Annotated in this window: 17 protein-coding genes; 5 read left to right on the forward strand and 12 right to left on the reverse strand. The window is 46.5% G+C overall.

Annotation, left to right across the window (positions count from 1 at the left end):
* Positions 1-58 precede the first annotated feature (58 nt).
* Genes MKX30_RS12515 through MKX30_RS12525 form a run of 3 tightly spaced genes read right to left on the reverse strand, consistent with a single transcriptional unit; the run spans position 59 to position 2,570 of the window.
* Positions 59-628, reverse strand: a complete 570-nt coding sequence (locus MKX30_RS12515; RefSeq protein ID WP_023988036.1) for a DUF309 domain-containing protein — start codon at positions 626-628, stop codon at positions 59-61.
* Positions 629-1,441 (reverse strand): GTP pyrophosphokinase, encoded by an 813-nt coding sequence (locus tag MKX30_RS12520; protein ID WP_023988035.1) that lies wholly within the window; start codon positions 1,439-1,441, stop codon positions 629-631.
* 34 nt (positions 1,442-1,475) lie between these two features.
* On the reverse strand, positions 1,476-2,570 hold the full coding sequence (locus tag MKX30_RS12525; RefSeq protein ID WP_025720086.1) for a quinone-dependent dihydroorotate dehydrogenase: 1,095 nt from the start codon (positions 2,568-2,570) through the stop codon (positions 1,476-1,478).
* Between the two features lie 218 nt (positions 2,571-2,788).
* Between MKX30_RS12525 and MKX30_RS12530 the strand changes: the two genes are divergently transcribed.
* Positions 2,789-2,935: a hypothetical protein gene (locus tag MKX30_RS12530; protein WP_023988033.1), complete on the forward strand. Its 147-nt coding sequence runs from the start codon at positions 2,789-2,791 to the stop codon at positions 2,933-2,935.
* Positions 2,936-2,962: 27 nt separating this feature from the next.
* Here the strand turns inward: MKX30_RS12530 and MKX30_RS12535 are convergent, their stop codons facing one another.
* The 3 genes from MKX30_RS12535 to MKX30_RS12545 all read right to left on the reverse strand — a co-directional run bounded on the left by MKX30_RS12535 (position 2,963) and on the right by MKX30_RS12545 (position 6,338).
* Complete coding sequence (locus tag MKX30_RS12535; RefSeq protein ID WP_341062867.1) at positions 2,963-4,387, reverse strand: L,D-transpeptidase; 1,425 nt, start codon at positions 4,385-4,387, stop codon at positions 2,963-2,965.
* A gap of 266 nt (positions 4,388-4,653) precedes the next feature.
* Positions 4,654-4,896, reverse strand: a complete 243-nt coding sequence (locus MKX30_RS12540) for a ferredoxin (protein WP_023988031.1) — start codon at positions 4,894-4,896, stop codon at positions 4,654-4,656.
* A gap of 161 nt (positions 4,897-5,057) precedes the next feature.
* A complete protein-coding gene (locus MKX30_RS12545) occupies positions 5,058-6,338 on the reverse strand; it encodes a DNA polymerase IV (RefSeq protein WP_023988030.1) in 1,281 nt (426 codons plus the stop codon).
* 291 nt (positions 6,339-6,629) lie between these two features.
* On the opposite strand from MKX30_RS12545, the gene cimA reads away from it, so the two are divergent.
* Positions 6,630-8,246, forward strand: coding sequence for a citramalate synthase (cimA, locus tag MKX30_RS12550; protein WP_013309728.1), 1,617 nt, complete (start codon positions 6,630-6,632; stop codon positions 8,244-8,246).
* A 38-nt stretch (positions 8,247-8,284) separates the two neighbouring features.
* On the opposite strand, the gene MKX30_RS12555 is transcribed toward cimA, so the two are convergent.
* The 4 genes from MKX30_RS12555 to MKX30_RS12570 all read right to left on the reverse strand — a co-directional run bounded on the left by MKX30_RS12555 (position 8,285) and on the right by MKX30_RS12570 (position 12,358).
* Positions 8,285-8,929 carry a TlpA family protein disulfide reductase gene (locus MKX30_RS12555; RefSeq protein ID WP_341062868.1) on the reverse strand — a complete coding sequence of 215 codons (645 nt, stop codon included), beginning with the start codon at positions 8,927-8,929 and terminating at the stop codon, positions 8,285-8,287.
* A 160-nt stretch (positions 8,930-9,089) separates the two neighbouring features.
* Positions 9,090-9,827 (reverse strand): exonuclease domain-containing protein, encoded by a 738-nt coding sequence (locus tag MKX30_RS12560; protein WP_069079859.1) that lies wholly within the window; start codon positions 9,825-9,827, stop codon positions 9,090-9,092.
* The gene (locus MKX30_RS12565) at positions 9,824-10,906 is read right to left on the reverse strand and encodes a DUF294 nucleotidyltransferase-like domain-containing protein (protein ID WP_023988026.1); all 1,083 of its coding nucleotides are present in this window, start codon (positions 10,904-10,906) and stop codon (positions 9,824-9,826) included. Before MKX30_RS12565 ends, MKX30_RS12560 begins: the two co-directional genes overlap by 4 nt.
* A 48-nt stretch (positions 10,907-10,954) precedes the next feature.
* Positions 10,955-12,358: an ammonium transporter gene (locus MKX30_RS12570; RefSeq protein WP_023988025.1), complete on the reverse strand. Its 1,404-nt coding sequence runs from the start codon at positions 12,356-12,358 to the stop codon at positions 10,955-10,957.
* A 295-nt stretch (positions 12,359-12,653) separates the two neighbouring features.
* Here MKX30_RS12570 and MKX30_RS12575 point away from each other — a divergent pair, with 295 nt between their 5' ends.
* Together MKX30_RS12575 and MKX30_RS12580 are read left to right on the forward strand one after the other, a co-directional pair.
* The gene (locus MKX30_RS12575; protein ID WP_023988024.1) at positions 12,654-13,085 is read left to right on the forward strand and encodes a MerR family transcriptional regulator; all 432 of its coding nucleotides are present in this window, start codon (positions 12,654-12,656) and stop codon (positions 13,083-13,085) included.
* A gap of 40 nt (positions 13,086-13,125) precedes the next feature.
* Positions 13,126-13,797: a zinc metallopeptidase gene (locus tag MKX30_RS12580; RefSeq protein ID WP_023988023.1), complete on the forward strand. Its 672-nt coding sequence runs from the start codon at positions 13,126-13,128 to the stop codon at positions 13,795-13,797.
* A 79-nt stretch (positions 13,798-13,876) separates the two neighbouring features.
* Here the strand turns inward: MKX30_RS12580 and MKX30_RS12585 are convergent, their stop codons facing one another.
* Together MKX30_RS12585 and MKX30_RS12590 are read right to left on the reverse strand one after the other, a co-directional pair.
* On the reverse strand, positions 13,877-14,815 hold the full coding sequence (locus MKX30_RS12585) for a LysR family transcriptional regulator (protein WP_023988022.1): 939 nt from the start codon (positions 14,813-14,815) through the stop codon (positions 13,877-13,879).
* 98 nt (positions 14,816-14,913) lie between these two features.
* Positions 14,914-15,537 (reverse strand): rhomboid family intramembrane serine protease, encoded by a 624-nt coding sequence (locus tag MKX30_RS12590; RefSeq protein WP_053325165.1) that lies wholly within the window; start codon positions 15,535-15,537, stop codon positions 14,914-14,916.
* Between the two features lie 119 nt (positions 15,538-15,656).
* Here MKX30_RS12590 and tpx point away from each other — a divergent pair, with 119 nt between their 5' ends.
* The gene (gene tpx, locus MKX30_RS12595) at positions 15,657-16,175 is read left to right on the forward strand and encodes a thiol peroxidase (RefSeq protein ID WP_053325164.1); all 519 of its coding nucleotides are present in this window, start codon (positions 15,657-15,659) and stop codon (positions 16,173-16,175) included.
* Positions 16,176-16,192 lie beyond the last annotated feature (17 nt).

Raw genomic sequence — 16,192 nt, forward strand, 5'->3', positions numbered from 1 at the left:
GCCCGATCCCCATGAAACGGATCGGGCTGCTTGCTTACCATGTGCATGTGCTTCAAACTCAAGGCGCATCCTTCGTTTCCACCGAGACAAAGCCCGATCCGCCAGCGGCCTGTCTTCGCCTAATTGAAGCTTCCAGCGCCTGCTGACGCTGCTCATGCTTTTCCCCACGCCGAGGACCTCTCTGCTGCGGGATGTTGACTGGAATGGACGACGATGCCTTCTCCACGGCACGGCGCAACCCGGGCTCGACGATTTCAATCGTCAAATCCCGATAAACCGGCGGTTGGTGCTGAAGCTCTTCCGTGCAGGTCATAACAGCTTCAGCAAGCTGACGGGCGCAAACGCGCGCCTCGTCCACCAGTTTCGCCATATTAATGCCCAGCGCCTGCGAAGGAGCATATTCCAGCCGGTGGACCGCACTATCCAGCATCATATGTCCACCACGATAGTTACCATTCCGAAAATGATACAGTCCTACAGCAACTTGCAGCAAACCTTTATATACAGGGTCACGGTCCAGCTTAAGCCACAGCTCTTCCAGTACCTCATGACATTCAAAGTAATCCCGATCCCGATTGAAGTATACCAAATAAGTCACGTACAGCGGTTCGTAGGAAAGGTTTGCCATTTAATATTCATCCCTGTCTTCTTCCTTGGTAGAGGCTTCTAGCATCTCTTTAACCTCATCGTGAAGCAGCTTGATTCCTTCCATGTCGTGCCGTTCCCACAGTTCATTAAATCTGCGCTGCGCATCAATCGTTTCACTGATCTTATGGTAGAAATACAGCCGATGCATACCTGTTAGCACTTTGGATACGATATTGGCTTCATCCTCGAACTTTTTCTGCGCTTCCAATATTTCAAGACGCATGGAAGACATCTCATTATCCAATACAAAGGCTGCCTCAGCTGCCTTTTTCAACCGTGTGCGCATATTATCAGGCAAGCTTTCACGATACTTATAGCTAAGAGAATGCTCAATAGTTGCCCAAAAATTCATAGCCAACGTACGGATTTGAATCTCTGCCAGCACGATTTTCAACCCCACTGCTGTCTGAACCGGATACTCCACAATCATATGAAAGCTGCGATAGCCGCTGTCTTTATAATTGGTGATATAGTCCTTTTCATACAGTACGGTCAAATCCTTACGTCTTCTGATGTATTCGGCCACCCGCCGAATATCCTCTACAAATTGACACATAATGCGAATGCCTGCAATATCCTCGATTCCCGTCTCCAGCTGATCAGAAGGAACTTGTAATCTCTTCGCCTTATCGAGGATGCTTGATATTTTTTTAACCCGTCCGGTTACGAATTCGATAGGAGCGTATTCCTCGCGCTTTTTCAGCTCCGCACGCATTGTTTTGAACTTGACCTTAAGCTCTTCCACCGCCTGATCGTATGGCAGTAAAAATGTTCCCCAGTCTCTTCCGTCCATCCCCGTACCTCCTGTCTCTTCCGACAACACTTTTTTATCTGTGATCTGCACCAACAGCCTCGTTAATGTGTCTAAAGCCGTCCTTTCGAAGCAGCTCACGCAGGCCAGCATGTATAGCCCTATTTACTTCCGGCCCTTCGTAGATCAATGCTGTATAAATTTCAATCAGGCTTGCGCCTGCTTTAATTTTGTCATAGGCATCACGACTCGTGAAGATGCCGCCTGATCCGATAATAGGCAGCTTACCTTCCGTCTGGCGGTACACCCGTCCGATGACCTCTGTGGAACGGTCACGCAGCGGCTTACCACTCAGCCCTCCTGTTTCACTCGCATTTCGGTGCGTCAGACCAGCTCTGGATATCGTTGTATTGGTCGCAATAATGCCGTCTACTCCACTGGCAGCAATCGCATCTGTCATATATTCCAATTCCTCATCCGATACATCCGGCGCAATTTTAACTAGTACAGACTTGGCATTGCCGTACTTTTTCGCCTGGACTCCCATCTCTGCCCGAACCGCTTCCAATAGCGACTTCAGTTCATGACCATGCTGGAGCTTTCGTAAATCCGGCGTATTCGGCGAGCTAATATTCACTACAAAGAAGTCCGCATACGGATACAGTGCGGAAATACACTTTTCATAGTCCTTATGAGCATCCTCATTGGGCGTGATTTTATTTTTACCGATATTAACTGCGACCGGAACAGGTCGATGTTTGAGTGCAGCCAGACGTTTGGCCATGCTCTCAGCACCCAGATTGTTAAAGCCCATCCGATTGACTAACGCCTCATCGGGAGGCAGTCGGAACAAACGAGGTCGATCATTGCCGGGCTGTCCCACAGGTGTCACCGTTCCCACTTCCATAAATCCAAACCCGATAGAAGAAAAACCAGTAACCGCTTCTGCATTTTTATCCAGTCCTGCAGCCAGTCCAATCGGGTTGGGAAAATGAATGCCAAACAGATCAACGGCAAGATCCTCCGTTTCCTTGACTCCGTACATCCCTCGCAGTGTCGCTGCTCCACCAGGGAGTGAACCCGCATGTTTTAAGCCGTCAATGACTACATGATGGGCCGTCTCTGGACTCATTTTAAAAAAAACAGGTTTCGCAATCCTTCGATACAACACGATTCATCCACTCCGTTCTATGCCCTTGCACAATCCTAAAAAAACATCTCTACAAAATAGTTTAGCTTTTTCCATACCAAAAAGAAAGTAATTTGCGAGGTGTAGTATCAGAACAATTCAGTTGTCATGGAGATGTCATTGAAAATGTATAATCAAACCATTTACAATGGACATAGTAAGACAAGACCTTAGCCCGTTAGAAAAGAGGGATTGCTGATATGAAGACCAAGCGCAAGCCGCCCAGTCTGCAAAAGAAAAAGGATGAGGTGAACAAGAAAGCGATTGTATGGACCGCCGTCAGCTTTGTTCTCCTCATCATTGTGATTATTCTGGTCATTGTTTTAGCACAAGCAGGAAATCGTTAAACACCAAGTAGCAATAGCATCAAAACGTTAATTTAGCCAGTGATAGGTTTTGCGGGGATTTGTCTGGTCATGCTGCGGCTCACTTGTAAATCGAGAACCAGGCACCAGCACTTGATCAGGCAATCCCCCGTTACCAATGACCACCTCCGTACCCGAAGGTACAAGTGCAAACAATTCCTCCACATCCTCTTTACCCATTCGGACGCAACCCAACGACTCATTTTTGCCAATGCTGTCCGGCTCGTTCGTGCCATGAATGGCATAATTCGTTGCAGACAGTTGCATCCCACGACTACCAAACTCACCGTTGGATTTTCCGTTCGGATTTACTACTTTATCGGTAATCACAAATTTCCCTTCTGGTGTTCTTTCTCCACCCAAACCGATAGGATAATTTCGAATAAGTACATTGCCACTTACCAGGGCGAGCCTGTGCTTAGATTTGTCCACCACAATTCGCAGCGGTTGCCCTAGAAAAGGTCGTCCGTGCAATGACGATGCCAGTAATGGACTGCTTTCGGCCGACGAGTCAGCGTCTAAATCTACTGCCTTCCCTGTTCCCTGTCCAGGTGAAGCAAGTAAATTACGCATAGGTGTAAAAGCCTTCTTCATCCCGTCTGTCGTACCGTACATCGTGTTAGCGGGAAAGTCTCGAGTCAGTTCATCAAGACTCTGGGGAAGACGTTGATGCTGTGAGCGAAAAGCACGCATGGAGCTATTCAACACAGCTAATTCCTCCTGTCCAGCAGCCCATTTCAGACCTGCTTTGCGAAGATTTTCACTGTCTGACGGCTTGCAAGCACACGCAGCGGCGTCGTAAGACTGAACAGCTAATCCGCCGTTTCCTTTGTTCTGTACACTAAGTAATGGCTTCATGCCCTCTCTCCAGAGCAGCCACGAGCCCCCTTGCTCCATGCCCAACATCGTAGTCTTGGACGGCAATCGGCTAGTCTTAGCCAACATATCAGTAAGCCCCGTTCCAGCTCCACTCCCTTTTCGAGCTTGAGCCGTAAACACACCACCAACCACACCGATCTGGGCCATCTCCTTCGGATCAGCAGTGGCCACTTTCGTAACTTCAATATTATCAATTGCTGCCTGCTCAGTTCCGGATGGAACAGATGTATTTTCATTTGAGGGTCTCGGTGAATTGGCTGAAGGAACCCATATGAGCAGTAGTACCATTAACGCAGTTAACAGGTGGCGTGTTCGAGCCGTCCTTCGCTCCTTCTCCTTGGACATCTGAACCAGTTTATACTGATATTCCATCCATACGTCTGCCGGAATCTGTTTATGCTCGAAGGCTTCGAACACTTCTCCTGCGCGATTGAAGCAATAATTTGCTTTGCCCTCCTGACCGCTGCTCTCATACTCTTTGCCGAGTAAATACCAGGCCATTTTATTATCAGGGTGTTTTTTTACATACGATTTAAGATGAGGCGAATGGTTCATCGGATCCTCCTGATCGTGTAATCTTGCATACTTCCTATTATGTATATCGGTAAAAATAGACTCGATGGACAGCACATAAAAAAAACGTCTATCGATGGACTTTCACGGAAGCCAGACCGCGTTTGGCAGAAGTTTTTTTTAGATTATAGAATGGCTCAGCTCCGCTGAACCATTCTATAATCTAAAAAAACAGCACCGACAGCTTACTTTCACCGTTATACGGCGAAGGGAGCTGTCGGTGCTGTGCCTATCAAAGAAGCCTACGCTTAACCTTCTTTATTGAACGGCTCGTCTGCTACTTTAATGGAATCTGTAGGGCAACCGTCACAAGCATCCTGCATATCATCAAACAAATCATCCGAGATTGCCTTGATGCCTTGGTTTGCATCCCCTTCAAAGATCACTTCAGCCAAACCTTCATCATCATAATCATAAATGTCAGGTGCTGTAGCGCCACAGGCTCCGCAAGCAATGCATGTATCTTTTTCTACCCAAGTGTATTTAGCCATAACTTTTCTCTTCCTCCTATACAATCAAACAAACCAGCTTTTACATTCTATTCACATATTAATACAAACCCAATATTATTACAAATTATTTTCCTTTATCCTTCGTGTAAAAAATGCTTATAACGTAAGCTTCTGATGCTTGCAATAATCTATCCAAAAGCTCACTCCGGAGTTGGTAGATTGTCTTTTTGCAGCGAAGTTCCGCGCAGCTTGGAGTTGCGCAGAAGTACCGAAGGATCATCTCCCAGCATCCCAGCGGTCAAAATTGCATTTTCACCAAACTTATCGCGCAGTGCATCCATCGTCTTCAATAAGCTTTCTTTCTTAGGCTGATCCTGGTATTCAAATAGATCCATTTGAACGGCCGCTTCCTCCTTTGGAATGAGCTGCTGTAACGTAATCCCCAGTAAGCGTACAGGCTTATCTTCTCCCCAATGGCGACGATACAACGCACAAGCTTCCTTATATATGTCCTCTGCACTTTCCGTAGGAGTGCTCCTGACTTGAGAACGCGTAAAGGTCTTCATATCCGGCGTCCGAATCGTCAATTGTATACCTCCTGCCAGCATACCGTGTCGTCGAAGCCGCCGGGCTACCTGATCACTAATGTTAAGAAGTACCCGTTGGGCTTCTTCCAGCTTTACCACATCCATAGGCAGGGTAGTCGTGTGACCAATGGACTTGTTTGGCTCCCGCTCAGTGCTGACAGGTGAATGGTTAATTCCGTTAGCGGCCAATTTTAACCACGAACCCGTCACACCAAATACGCCAACCAGCATATGCTCATCGGCCTTAGCCAGCTGCCCAATGGTACGAATATTCATTTGTAGAAGCTTATCTGCCGTTTTGCGGCCCACACCAAACAATTGACCACAAGGAAGGTTCCACAAAATATTGGGTACATCACGCAAACGTAGAATAGATATCCCGCGTGGTTTTTTCAGATCAGAAGCCATTTTGGCCAGCAACTTGTTAGGAGCAACTCCAATTGAACAGGGCAGGCCCAGCTCGTCTTCTACTCTGCGCTGGATTTCCTCAGCAATTTCCATAGGTGTTCCAAACTGTTTGGATCCAGAAATATCCAGATAGCACTCATCAATTGAAGTCGCTTCCAGCATAGGCGTATACGAATATGCAATGCTCATAAATGCTTTGGAATAACGACGATACAAGTGAAAATCAGGCTGTATTACAATGAGCTGTGGACAGATCCGGCGAGCCTGCTGAACGACCATCCCTGTTGAAATACCCAATCGTCGGGCTTCATAAGAGCAGGTTACAATTACACCTTTGCGCAGCTCACTACTGCCTGCCACCGCGGTAGGCAGTCCCTTATATTTCTCCGGCTCCTCCGCTGCATGAACGGAACAATAAAATGCATTCATATCCACATGCAGAATAACTCGCCCACCAGCCGGATAATAAGCACTGACATCTTTCATGCTCAACCCTTCTTTTAACTGTAAATTCACCCATCATCGCGGGAATATGTGTTTTGATTTTATACTTGAGACACTTTTAAATGCTATTTCTATTTTACATAAAAATAATGGTTTTGCGGCTAAAAATGATAATTATATATTACAATTGAAGTCATAAGTTGATATAATCGACTAACATACGAACACGATAAACTAACGCTTTCCTGTTTTTAAGCGTTAAACAACTAAATTAATATGCTTAAAAAAGCAGAGCATCACCAATCTGAGCAATCTGCAAAGGAGGAGTCCCTCATGTCCACCGCTATTTCTATCTTTGACACAACGCTGCGAGACGGCACTCAAGGAGAAGGAATTAGCTTGTCTGCTGATGACAAATTGAAAATCGCCAAAAAACTCGATGATCTCGGTGTTCATTATATTGAAGGCGGGATTCCCGGAAGCAACAGCAAGGATATCGAATTTTTCAAACGGGTACAAGAGCTGGGCCTTCAGGCAAAGATTGTCGCCTTCGGCAGCACGCGCCGCAAAGATAGCATCGCAGCACAGGATGTCAATCTGCAACGAATTCTGGAATCCGGCGCTCAGGCTGCTACACTTGTGGGTAAATCATGGGATTTTCATGTACACACCGCCTTACAGACGACACTAGAGGAAAATCTGTCTATGATTTACGACTCCATCGCCTTTTTAAAGCAAGGGGGCATGGAGGTTATTTTTGATGCCGAACATTTTTTCGACGGATATAAAAACAATCCCGAGTATGCAATGGCCGTTATGAAAAAAGCTGAGGAAGCAGGCGCGGATTGGCTCGTGATGTGCGATACAAACGGCGGTACCCTACCACATGAGATTCAGGAAATTGTCACTATGCTGCAAAGCCAGATAACGAGGTCACAGTTGGGTATTCATACACACAATGACTGCGAATTGGCAGTAGCGAACTCTCTAAGTGCTGTACAAGCAGGCGCAAGGCAGGTTCAGGGTACCATCAACGGCTACGGTGAACGGTGTGGTAACGCTAACCTGTGCTCCGTCATTCCTAATTTGCAGCTCAAGCTGGGCTACGACTGTCTAGATATTGAAAAGTTAAATCAACTCCACAATACAGCCCGCTTTGTGAGCGAAGTCGCCAACGTCAATATGCCTGTGAACCAGCCTTATGTTGGCAATGCAGCTTTTGCCCATAAGGGGGGCATCCACGTGTCAGCCATTCTACGCGACTCGCGAACTTATGAGCACATCGCTCCTGAACTCGTGGGGAACAAGCAGCGGGTTTTGGTCTCCGAACTGGCCGGGCAAAGCAACGTGGTATCCAAAGCGCAAGAGCTGGGCATCACCCTTGACCCATCCAGTGATGAGGCACGTGGCGTAATTAGCCGCATCAAGGAACTGGAGCATCAGGGATACCAGTTTGAAGGCGCGGATGCTTCGCTGGAACTGCTCATTCGTGAAGCAGGCGGTGAAGTGAAGGAAATGTTCTCTTTTGAGTCCTTTAAAGTGCTGGTAGAGAAAACAGCCGGCCGCCCGGTCGTATCCGAGGCATTCTTGAAACTGAATGTCGCAGGGACGAGTGTCTATACCGCAGCTGAAGGCAACGGTCCTGTCAACGCGCTCGATAACGCACTCCGCAAGGCTCTTTCTCAGTATTTCCCTGCCTTGCGGGACATGCATTTGGCTGACTACAAGGTACGTGTGCTTGACGAAAAGGATGCCACCGCCGCCAAGGTACGTGTGCTCATTGAGTCTAAAAATTACGAGGACGTCTGGAGTAACGTAGGTGTATCTGAAAATGTAATTGAAGCCAGCTGGGAAGCTCTCTTGGACAGTTTCCGTTACGCATTGTTGGAAGCACCAACTCCAAAAAACGATCAGGCAGAGCTTACTCATCATGGATTAGTTAATCACTAATCAGGTGCTCGCATGAGCTATAAGGTGCCTTTGGCGGTCTACTCGGCTCCCAAAGACACCTTCTTTTTTTGAAGAGTTTTTATTTTGCGTTCCAACTCCTGCTCACTGAGCATGCCGATTATGATTTCGCGGACCTGTCCATGATGATCAACCATTACATGAGTTGGAAAAGCCACTCCTCCAAATCGTTCAAACAATGCTCCTTGCTCATCAAGTAAAATGGGAAATTTGAGATCCAAAGAGCGGGAAAACTTCTGTACATCCTCCAATCGATCATAGCGAGTTACATTGATACCATACACATCCACATCATCTTTGTACTTACTATACAACTCATTCAGCATAGGCGCTTCTAATCGGCACGGATCGCACCACGAAGCCCAAAAGCTAATAACCAAAGCTTTATTGCGCGTGACCCCTACATCGTAGGTCTTGCCGTTTAACCCCTTTAAAATCATAGAAGGAAGCCGTTGACCAGGCTTTATCTTTTTCATTACCTCTACCGCATCTGTTTCATCCTCTACCTCTTTCTCAGCTTTAAGTCTTTCTCTACCGTATTCCTCTTTTAATGGTGCATTTTCCATGGACAGGTTTGCTGCATAAGTTGTGTTTTCAATAACTCCCCACGAAGCCCCAACCACAACCAGCATAACCATCGCTCTGATGAAAAGAAATCTTTTCACAGTCTTATCACCTGTCTTTCGTCTAAATAACCCTTACCTTCTCCATAGGATGCCCATACTGTTCCCACCTCTAACCTTCTAAATCTGAACAGGACGCAAAAAAAAACAGCAAACCCACGAAATCGCGAACTTGCTGTTTTATGCTATGCCTTGTACTGAATCAGGCATGACTTAAATGCGCGTAGACATCTGCCAAATTGGTCACATTACGCTTCAACATTTCCTGAACATAAGCAACCCACAGCTTAGCCGTCATTTTCGCATCCTCTAACGCATGGTGCCGCCCTTCAATCGGAATGGATTGGTAGGCCAACAATTCATCCAAACTGTAGGTTTGATGTTGCTGTGGCTCGAGCCATTTGGCAAGCATCATCGTATCCAGAACACGATGAGTCAATTGGACTTTAGATGTTTTCCATAATGCAGCATTCAAAAAGGCCTTATCATGAGCGCTAGCATGTGCTACAAGTACTCGCCCACCTACAAAGGACATAAAGTCGTGCAGTCCATTCATAAGTGGTGGAGCTTGATCCGTCATTTCCCGGGTAATCCCAGTTAGCTCGGTAATGTGCTCAGGAATCACAGTCCGTGGATTAACAAGCGTATAAAACTGCTCTTTTTCCATAATCATGTCCCCGACAACCCGAATCGCCCCGAACGATAAAATCTCATCACCATGCTGTGCTGAAAATCCCGTTGTCTCCAGATCAAAAACTACCGTCTCCAAACGATCCAGCGGGGTCCGCAATACTTCAGAGCGCCGTTGCTCCCGGGTTAAGGAGCGAATAAACGCCATCTGCTGAGCCGTAGGAGCCCCCATTACAGACGCGATCGCAGACGGCACTCCTCCTCTGCGGAGAGCGCTCCAGAAGCCACTTCCCTGCACTGGTTCCTTCATGACCTTCTCCCTTCCATAAATCGCAACTGCCTTTGCAACGCACGATGCAGCCGTCGTACCGTGGAAAGCGCCTCGCGCAACTCATGCCAGCCTTTACCTTGTTTCAGCGGCTTTACAGCCAGGTAGCCATTGCTGACCAGCAATCCATCATTCTCCTTCACTGGCGTAGCCATTCGTAGCTGAAGCGCAATCCGAAAGGCTCGCTCGCAAGCATCGAGTAAAGGCAACGGTGCCGCTTCCAGTGATGCGAGACGACTGAGCCTTTTGAAGGTGGAGGTTTCCTCTACACCATGTTGCAACGCCAAAAAACGGACTGCGTTCACCAGTGGAATGTACAATCCGTATTTCACATCAAAATCGCCCGCATGCTCACCGAAGCGCTCGGTAACGATCTGACCTAAAATATTAAGTGTCGCTTTATGCCTCACTGTGTTCCTAAGTACCGCCGAGGGTAAATCAGGATGTTTTCGGAACAACTCATAAAAACTTCGTTTCCAGTTTGCAGATAGTCGCTCATCTCCAGCGATATGCCTCATATCAGACGAGATAATCAGATAACGGATCGGCTCCCAAGCAAAATCATCCGACCATTTCGTTAGCTGTTTTTGCCATCCAGACAATGTTTGACGCCACAACGGCTCCGAGCACATTACTTTCCCTTCACATTTGGGATATCCCAAATACTCTAACATCGCAGACACTCTGCGACCAAACTCTCTAAAATACAATTCTTTGTCAGCAGATATTGTGTCACTGATAATCATACCGTTATCCTGGTCACTCCACAGCGTCGATTCCGAGCGCCCCATGCTTCCGAAGGCTATAAATGCGTAAGGGACGGGAGGAGGGCCGAAGCCATCCTCAACCATCCCTTTTTCGCACATTTGTACAGCTCTGGCCGCGATGCGGTCATGCATTTCATTCGCCGTTCGTAACCAGTCTGATAACGGAGCGGAGGCTTGGGAAGCCAGCAGCCATTTTTGAGAGTCGACCCTGGCCTGCCTTAGCGATTCAGGTGTATCTGCATGATCTATCGCTTCGGCGGAACTCACCCAAGGGGCCATATTTTGCAGTTCCATACTTCCATCTCCTCCGCTCATCCATACTGGTTCTTTATATTTTACATATTAGTTCACAATTCCAGAACGCTTTTCAGCCTCAGCAACCAACTTCATTTGCTCAGGATAGCCGTACGTACCGTGTTCACTGATATCCAGTCCCATCGTTTCTTCCTCTTCCGTAACGCGAATACCCATAATTGCTTTCATCGCACCCAGAATAATGAAGGAAATGACGAACACGAAAGCCAAGGTGCCAATCAGTCCAAGCAGCTGTACTCCTAATTGGGTAAATCCACCACCATAGAACAGACCCGCTTGACCTACACCTGTTATTTTTACAAGCTCAGGAGTAGCGAAGAACCCTGTGGACACTGCGCCCCACATCCCTGCAACACCATGCACGGAGAAAGCATATACCGGGTCATCTACTCTTGCACGCTCAAACCATTGCGCTGTGAAGAAAGTGACGATCCCTGCAACCGCACCAATGACCAGTGCCGCCCAAGGTGCTACAAAGGCACAAGAACCAGTAATGGCAACCAAAGCCGCCAGCACACCGTTTAGCATAGCAGGAATATCTGCTTTTCCGTATACCATCCAGGATACGAGCAAAGCGAAAACTCCACCTGCCGCAGCAGCAATATTGGTAGTCAAGGCCACATATCCAAAGAATCCGTCGTTCATAGCCGATACAGCACTACCTGGGTTAAATCCAAACCAACCAAACCAGAGAATAATAACACCCAAGATAGAGTACACCTGATTATGACCAGGGATAATGTTCGGCTTGCCATCTTTATTGAACTTGCCCAGACGCGGTTTGAGCAGCAGTGTAGCGACGAGTGCCGCCGTAGCGCCTGTCAAATGGACTACCGTCGAACCGGCATAATCCTGCATTCCCAACTTACCAAGCCATCCGCCGCCCCACACCCAGTGAGCTACAACCGGATAGATTACGATGGAGAATAAAATACCGAAGATAATGTATACACTTAATTTTGCACGCTCTGCCATCCCCCCGCATGCGATAGAAAGTGATACCGCAGCGAAAGCAAAGTGGAACAAAAACATAATTGTAATCGGAACATCCAGACCTGAAAGAGCATCAAACGATACTGCAGCATCCGTACCACTCATGAAGAAACCCGTCAGTCCCATAAATCCGTTGCCGCCATCATTACCAAAGCCGAATCCAAATCCAAGTGCCCAGAAGGACAAAGCCGCAACACCCGTGGTGAGAATCGTTTTACCAGCGACATGGCCCGCATTCTTCATTCGTGTCGAGCCTGCCTCCAGCAATGCAAATCCCGCTTGCATAAAAAATACAAGTATAAATGCCAAGAACGTAAAGGCCGTGTTTAGCCCAGCTTGAAGTTGAATATTTGTCGGACCGTCAGCAGCAAACGCACCTACCGGAAAAGCTAATACTGTCAGCATGGCCAATAATACAACTAACCACTTTTTTCTCATGAAGACCACTCCCTCGAATGTTAAGTTTCTTTACATTTCGTGAAATTCTTATTGTCATTATAATCAGAATACATGAAAGTTGACAAGATTTTTTTTATTATGTTAAAAAAAGATGGTCCCAAACAATCCATGTCACATTTACTAACTATAAAAGTAGCTTGTTTCTGTCCGGAAAAAAGCATGACGTTTGACTGTATGGTTGGGAATCATGTAAAATATTCTTTATAAACACTCCGTTTGCAAATGCTAATATTGAAGGTTGAACGAAGAGCGCGAGGTGAAGACAGATGGGGATATGAAGCTGTATCGAATTGGTGAGCTAGCCAAGGCGGCTGGTGTCAGCGAACGAACTATTGATTATTACACAAAGCTTGGTTTGATCACACCTGAAGAACGATCATTGAAAAATTATCGGCTTTATAATGATGAAACCTTAAACAGGCTTGAACGTATTAACCAAATGAAACAAGAGAAATATAGCCTCGAGGAAATCAGACAGACACTGATTAAATGGAACTCGGTCGCGGGGGAAGAGCACGTCACGGACAAATTAACGAGTCTAGAAATGCACATGCAGCGTCTGGAACGTGAAGTCAATGAACTACAGCCTCTTCTGGGGCAGCTCAAGCCCGTTCAAGCGCGCAAGTTGCTTACTGGTCTACTACCACAAAGCGCCGCTTGTATCGAAGCTCTGAAGTATCTGCTGGAGCATAGTTCTATGATGTAGATGCCCGGGCTAGTGATGAACAATAATGGAGGGTTGCTTTATGATGGGTATGTATATATTGATTATTCTTGCGTTCGGATTATCCTTATGGGCGCAATTCCGTGTAAAAGGTACTTTTAATAAATGGTCTGATGTCCCAAATGAAAATGGGTTGACCGGTTATGATGCTGCTCGGCATATGCTGGATCGCAATGGTTTGCATGATGTGCCTATTGAACCAGTACCTGGTGCGTTGTCTGACCATTATGATCCAATGCAAAGAGTCGTACGGCTGTCTGAGCCCGTTTATTATGAAAAATCCATTTCTGCAGTTGCCGTAGCTTGTCACGAGGTCGGTCATGCCATTCAGCATAAAGAGCATTATCCCATGCTGGCACTCCGTCACCGGATCTTTCCGATCGTAAACTTCGCTTCCGGGATTGCACCGTTTCTGCTGATTGCCGGTTTCTTATTCAGCTACACGAACCTGATTGGCTTGGGTATCATCTTTTTCTCGGCTACTGTCGCTTTTCAATTAATTACATTACCGGTTGAATTTAATGCTTCCAACCGCGCCCGAGAAATTATGGTTTCCGAAGGGTTTATCCGTAGTGATGAAGAACGGGGTATAGCCAAAGTATTAAATGCTGCTGCATTAACTTATGTGGCTGCAGCTCTCGTTTCCTTGCTGGAACTAATCCGCTTAATCGGTATCTTTAACAGCCGGGATTAATTGCTTGTATTACAAAAAAGGTTGTTCCTCCACCAAGAGGAACAACCTTTTTCCTTTATCTAAAACCAATCAGCTATACTCACTGCCCTAAATCCGCTTTAGCACTTCCATTCGGAGTAGCAGCACTACCTTTAAGGCCAAAATATTGCAACAAAAAAGTTCGGAATGACTTTGCAACTAAGGGTAGTTTGTCATCTCTGCGATGAATCAAGCCAATAGTTCGCGTGACCTCTGGATCAACAATCGACACTCTTGCAGGTTGAAGCGGGTTGGTCTGAAACAACGCCATTTCAGGCAAAAGACTGACTCCCATACCAGCCGCAACTAATCCGCGAATCGTATCTGTCTCTTCACCTTCAAAAGCGATATCTGGCGTAAACCCCGCCTCCAGACAAGCCTGCCAGACAATCGGACGTAACGAATATCCATCTCTGAACAGGATGAATTTTTCTCCTTTAAGCTGACTCAGCGTAATGTGTTTGGCCGTAGCTAAAGGATGATTGGGCGGGAGAACAGCAAACAACTCCTCGGTTAGTACCACGTCCCCCTCTACATGATCATGACGATCCGGAAAAGGAGATACAAAAGCCAAATCCACCTCACCCGCTAACACATCACGAATTAAACTCGGGTACATCCCCTGTTTAAATCTGAATTTAACATTGGGATACCGCTTTCGGAATTCAGCCACCACTGTAGGAATAAGATGAATCCCCAAACTGTGCGGAAAACCGATGCGGATTTCGCCCCCCTCAGGATCCAAAAACTCATGTACTTCCAAAACAGCTCGCTCTAGATCTTTTATAATCGTCTCAACCCGTTTGCAAAATAGTTGTCCCACTGGCGTAAGCTGCAAATTGCGACCCTTTTGCATAAAAAGATTGACTCCCAGCTCCTCTTCAAGCTGATGAATTTGCCGACTTACCGCAGATTGCGCCACATGTAGCTCCTCGGCTGCCTGAGTGACATGTTCTTTTTGCGCTACCTTCATGAAGTATTGCAACTGTCGTAATTCCACTCCGATATTCGCTCCAATCTGTTTTTCAACATCCGGAAGAAGACGTCAATCGAACATCATCCTCTTTCTTCCCCTGCTAACTTACGGTAAAACTGTCTTTAGTGACGTTTGCGTTGGCCAGTCAATCTGATCATTAATCCATAAAAGAAAAACCCACTGAGCAATCCCCCGAAGTGAGCGGTCCAGTTAATGTTCGCTACAGCGAAAGAAAACAGGATACCAAACCCAAGCAGCGTGTACAGCGTTTTACGCGAGGCGTCATCCATCAGTGACCGCTGGAACAGGGCAACGTATAGGAATGCTCCATAGATGCCATAAATCGCTCCTGAAGCTCCTACAGAGACTGTCGTTTCCGTCATCATATTGTAATGCGCGATGGACAGTATGTTCCCTACAATGCCCGTGACCAGATACAATAACACATAGCGGAAGGACCCCAGCAAACGCTCCAGCGGAGGAGCGAAGACGAGTATGGCGAAGGAATTGAACAGAAGATGATCAAACCCTGCATGTAAAAACATAGCTGATACATATCGCCACAGTTGATCAGTGAATGGCGCTTCATTAATCAAAGCTCCATATCGGATCAACGTCAAACTATTTTCCGATCCACCCTGTACGGTGAGTACAATAAACATCACAATATTAATGAGCAAAATCAGACAGGTTACTGGGTAAAACCGCAAATAACTTTTCCAGTTCTCATAACGTAAAAAAATCAAGGCAATCCTTCCTTCATGGGTGTCTCCACCTTATTCAAATTGGACAATGTCTTTTATAAAAGATTATAATAGATTTCGGCAACGATAACCAATGCTAAAAACCAAGGAGGCTATTACATATGGCACAAGAACGTACAGGAGCTGCTACTTTTAAAGGCAATCCTTTGACACTCTTAGGTCCTGAACTGAAGGTTGGAGATCAGGCACCTGATTTCAAATTACAGAAAAACCTGCTAGAAGCAGCTACGCTCCAAGACTTTGCAGGCAAAGTCAAATTGATCAGTGTTGTTCCTTCTTTGGATACAGGCGTGTGTGACGCACAGACTCGACGTTTTAACCAGGAAGCTGATTCACTTGGGGATCAAGTCGTAGTGCTGACTGTCAGCGTCGATCTGCCTTTCGCTCAAGCTCGTTGGTGCGGTGCTGCCGGTATCGACCGCGTATTGACACTGTCCGACTATAAGGATCATTCCTTCGGCGAAGCTTATGGTGTGTTCATCAAGGAATTCCATTTGGATCATAGAGCTATTTTTGTGATTGATCAAAATGATAAAATCGCTTACGTAGAATACTTGAGCGAAATGTCCGAGCACCCTGACTATGAGCAAGCGATTGCAGCAGTGAAAAAACTCGTCTAAATCAAGACTGAATATTA

The organism is Paenibacillus sp. FSL P2-0173 (assembly GCF_038008045.1).
GTDB lineage: Bacteria > Bacillota > Bacilli > Paenibacillales > Paenibacillaceae > Paenibacillus > Paenibacillus polymyxa_B.

Bases quoted from the DNA above. Each gene is read 5' to 3' on its own strand.
- MKX30_RS12515 (WP_023988036.1), bottom strand. From the start codon at position 628: ATGGCAAACCTTTCCTACGAACCGCTGTACGTGACTTATTTGGTATAC.
- MKX30_RS12520 (WP_023988035.1), bottom strand. From the start codon at position 1,441: ATGGACGGAAGAGACTGGGGAACATTTTTACTGCCATACGATCAGGCG.
- MKX30_RS12530 (WP_023988033.1), top strand. From the start codon at position 2,789: ATGAAGACCAAGCGCAAGCCGCCCAGTCTGCAAAAGAAAAAGGATGAG.
- MKX30_RS12535 (WP_341062867.1), bottom strand. From the start codon at position 4,387: ATGAACCATTCGCCTCATCTTAAATCGTATGTAAAAAAACACCCTGAT.
- MKX30_RS12540 (WP_023988031.1), bottom strand. From the start codon at position 4,896: ATGGCTAAATACACTTGGGTAGAAAAAGATACATGCATTGCTTGCGGA.
- MKX30_RS12545 (WP_023988030.1), bottom strand. From the start codon at position 6,338: ATGAAAGATGTCAGTGCTTATTATCCGGCTGGTGGGCGAGTTATTCTG.
- cimA (WP_013309728.1), top strand. From the start codon at position 6,630: ATGTCCACCGCTATTTCTATCTTTGACACAACGCTGCGAGACGGCACT.
- MKX30_RS12560 (WP_069079859.1), bottom strand. From the start codon at position 9,827: ATGAAGGAACCAGTGCAGGGAAGTGGCTTCTGGAGCGCTCTCCGCAGA.
- MKX30_RS12565 (WP_023988026.1), bottom strand. From the start codon at position 10,906: ATGGAACTGCAAAATATGGCCCCTTGGGTGAGTTCCGCCGAAGCGATA.
- MKX30_RS12570 (WP_023988025.1), bottom strand. From the start codon at position 12,358: ATGAGAAAAAAGTGGTTAGTTGTATTATTGGCCATGCTGACAGTATTA.
- MKX30_RS12575 (WP_023988024.1), top strand. From the start codon at position 12,654: ATGAAGCTGTATCGAATTGGTGAGCTAGCCAAGGCGGCTGGTGTCAGC.
- MKX30_RS12580 (WP_023988023.1), top strand. From the start codon at position 13,126: ATGATGGGTATGTATATATTGATTATTCTTGCGTTCGGATTATCCTTA.
- tpx (WP_053325164.1), top strand. From the start codon at position 15,657: ATGGCACAAGAACGTACAGGAGCTGCTACTTTTAAAGGCAATCCTTTG.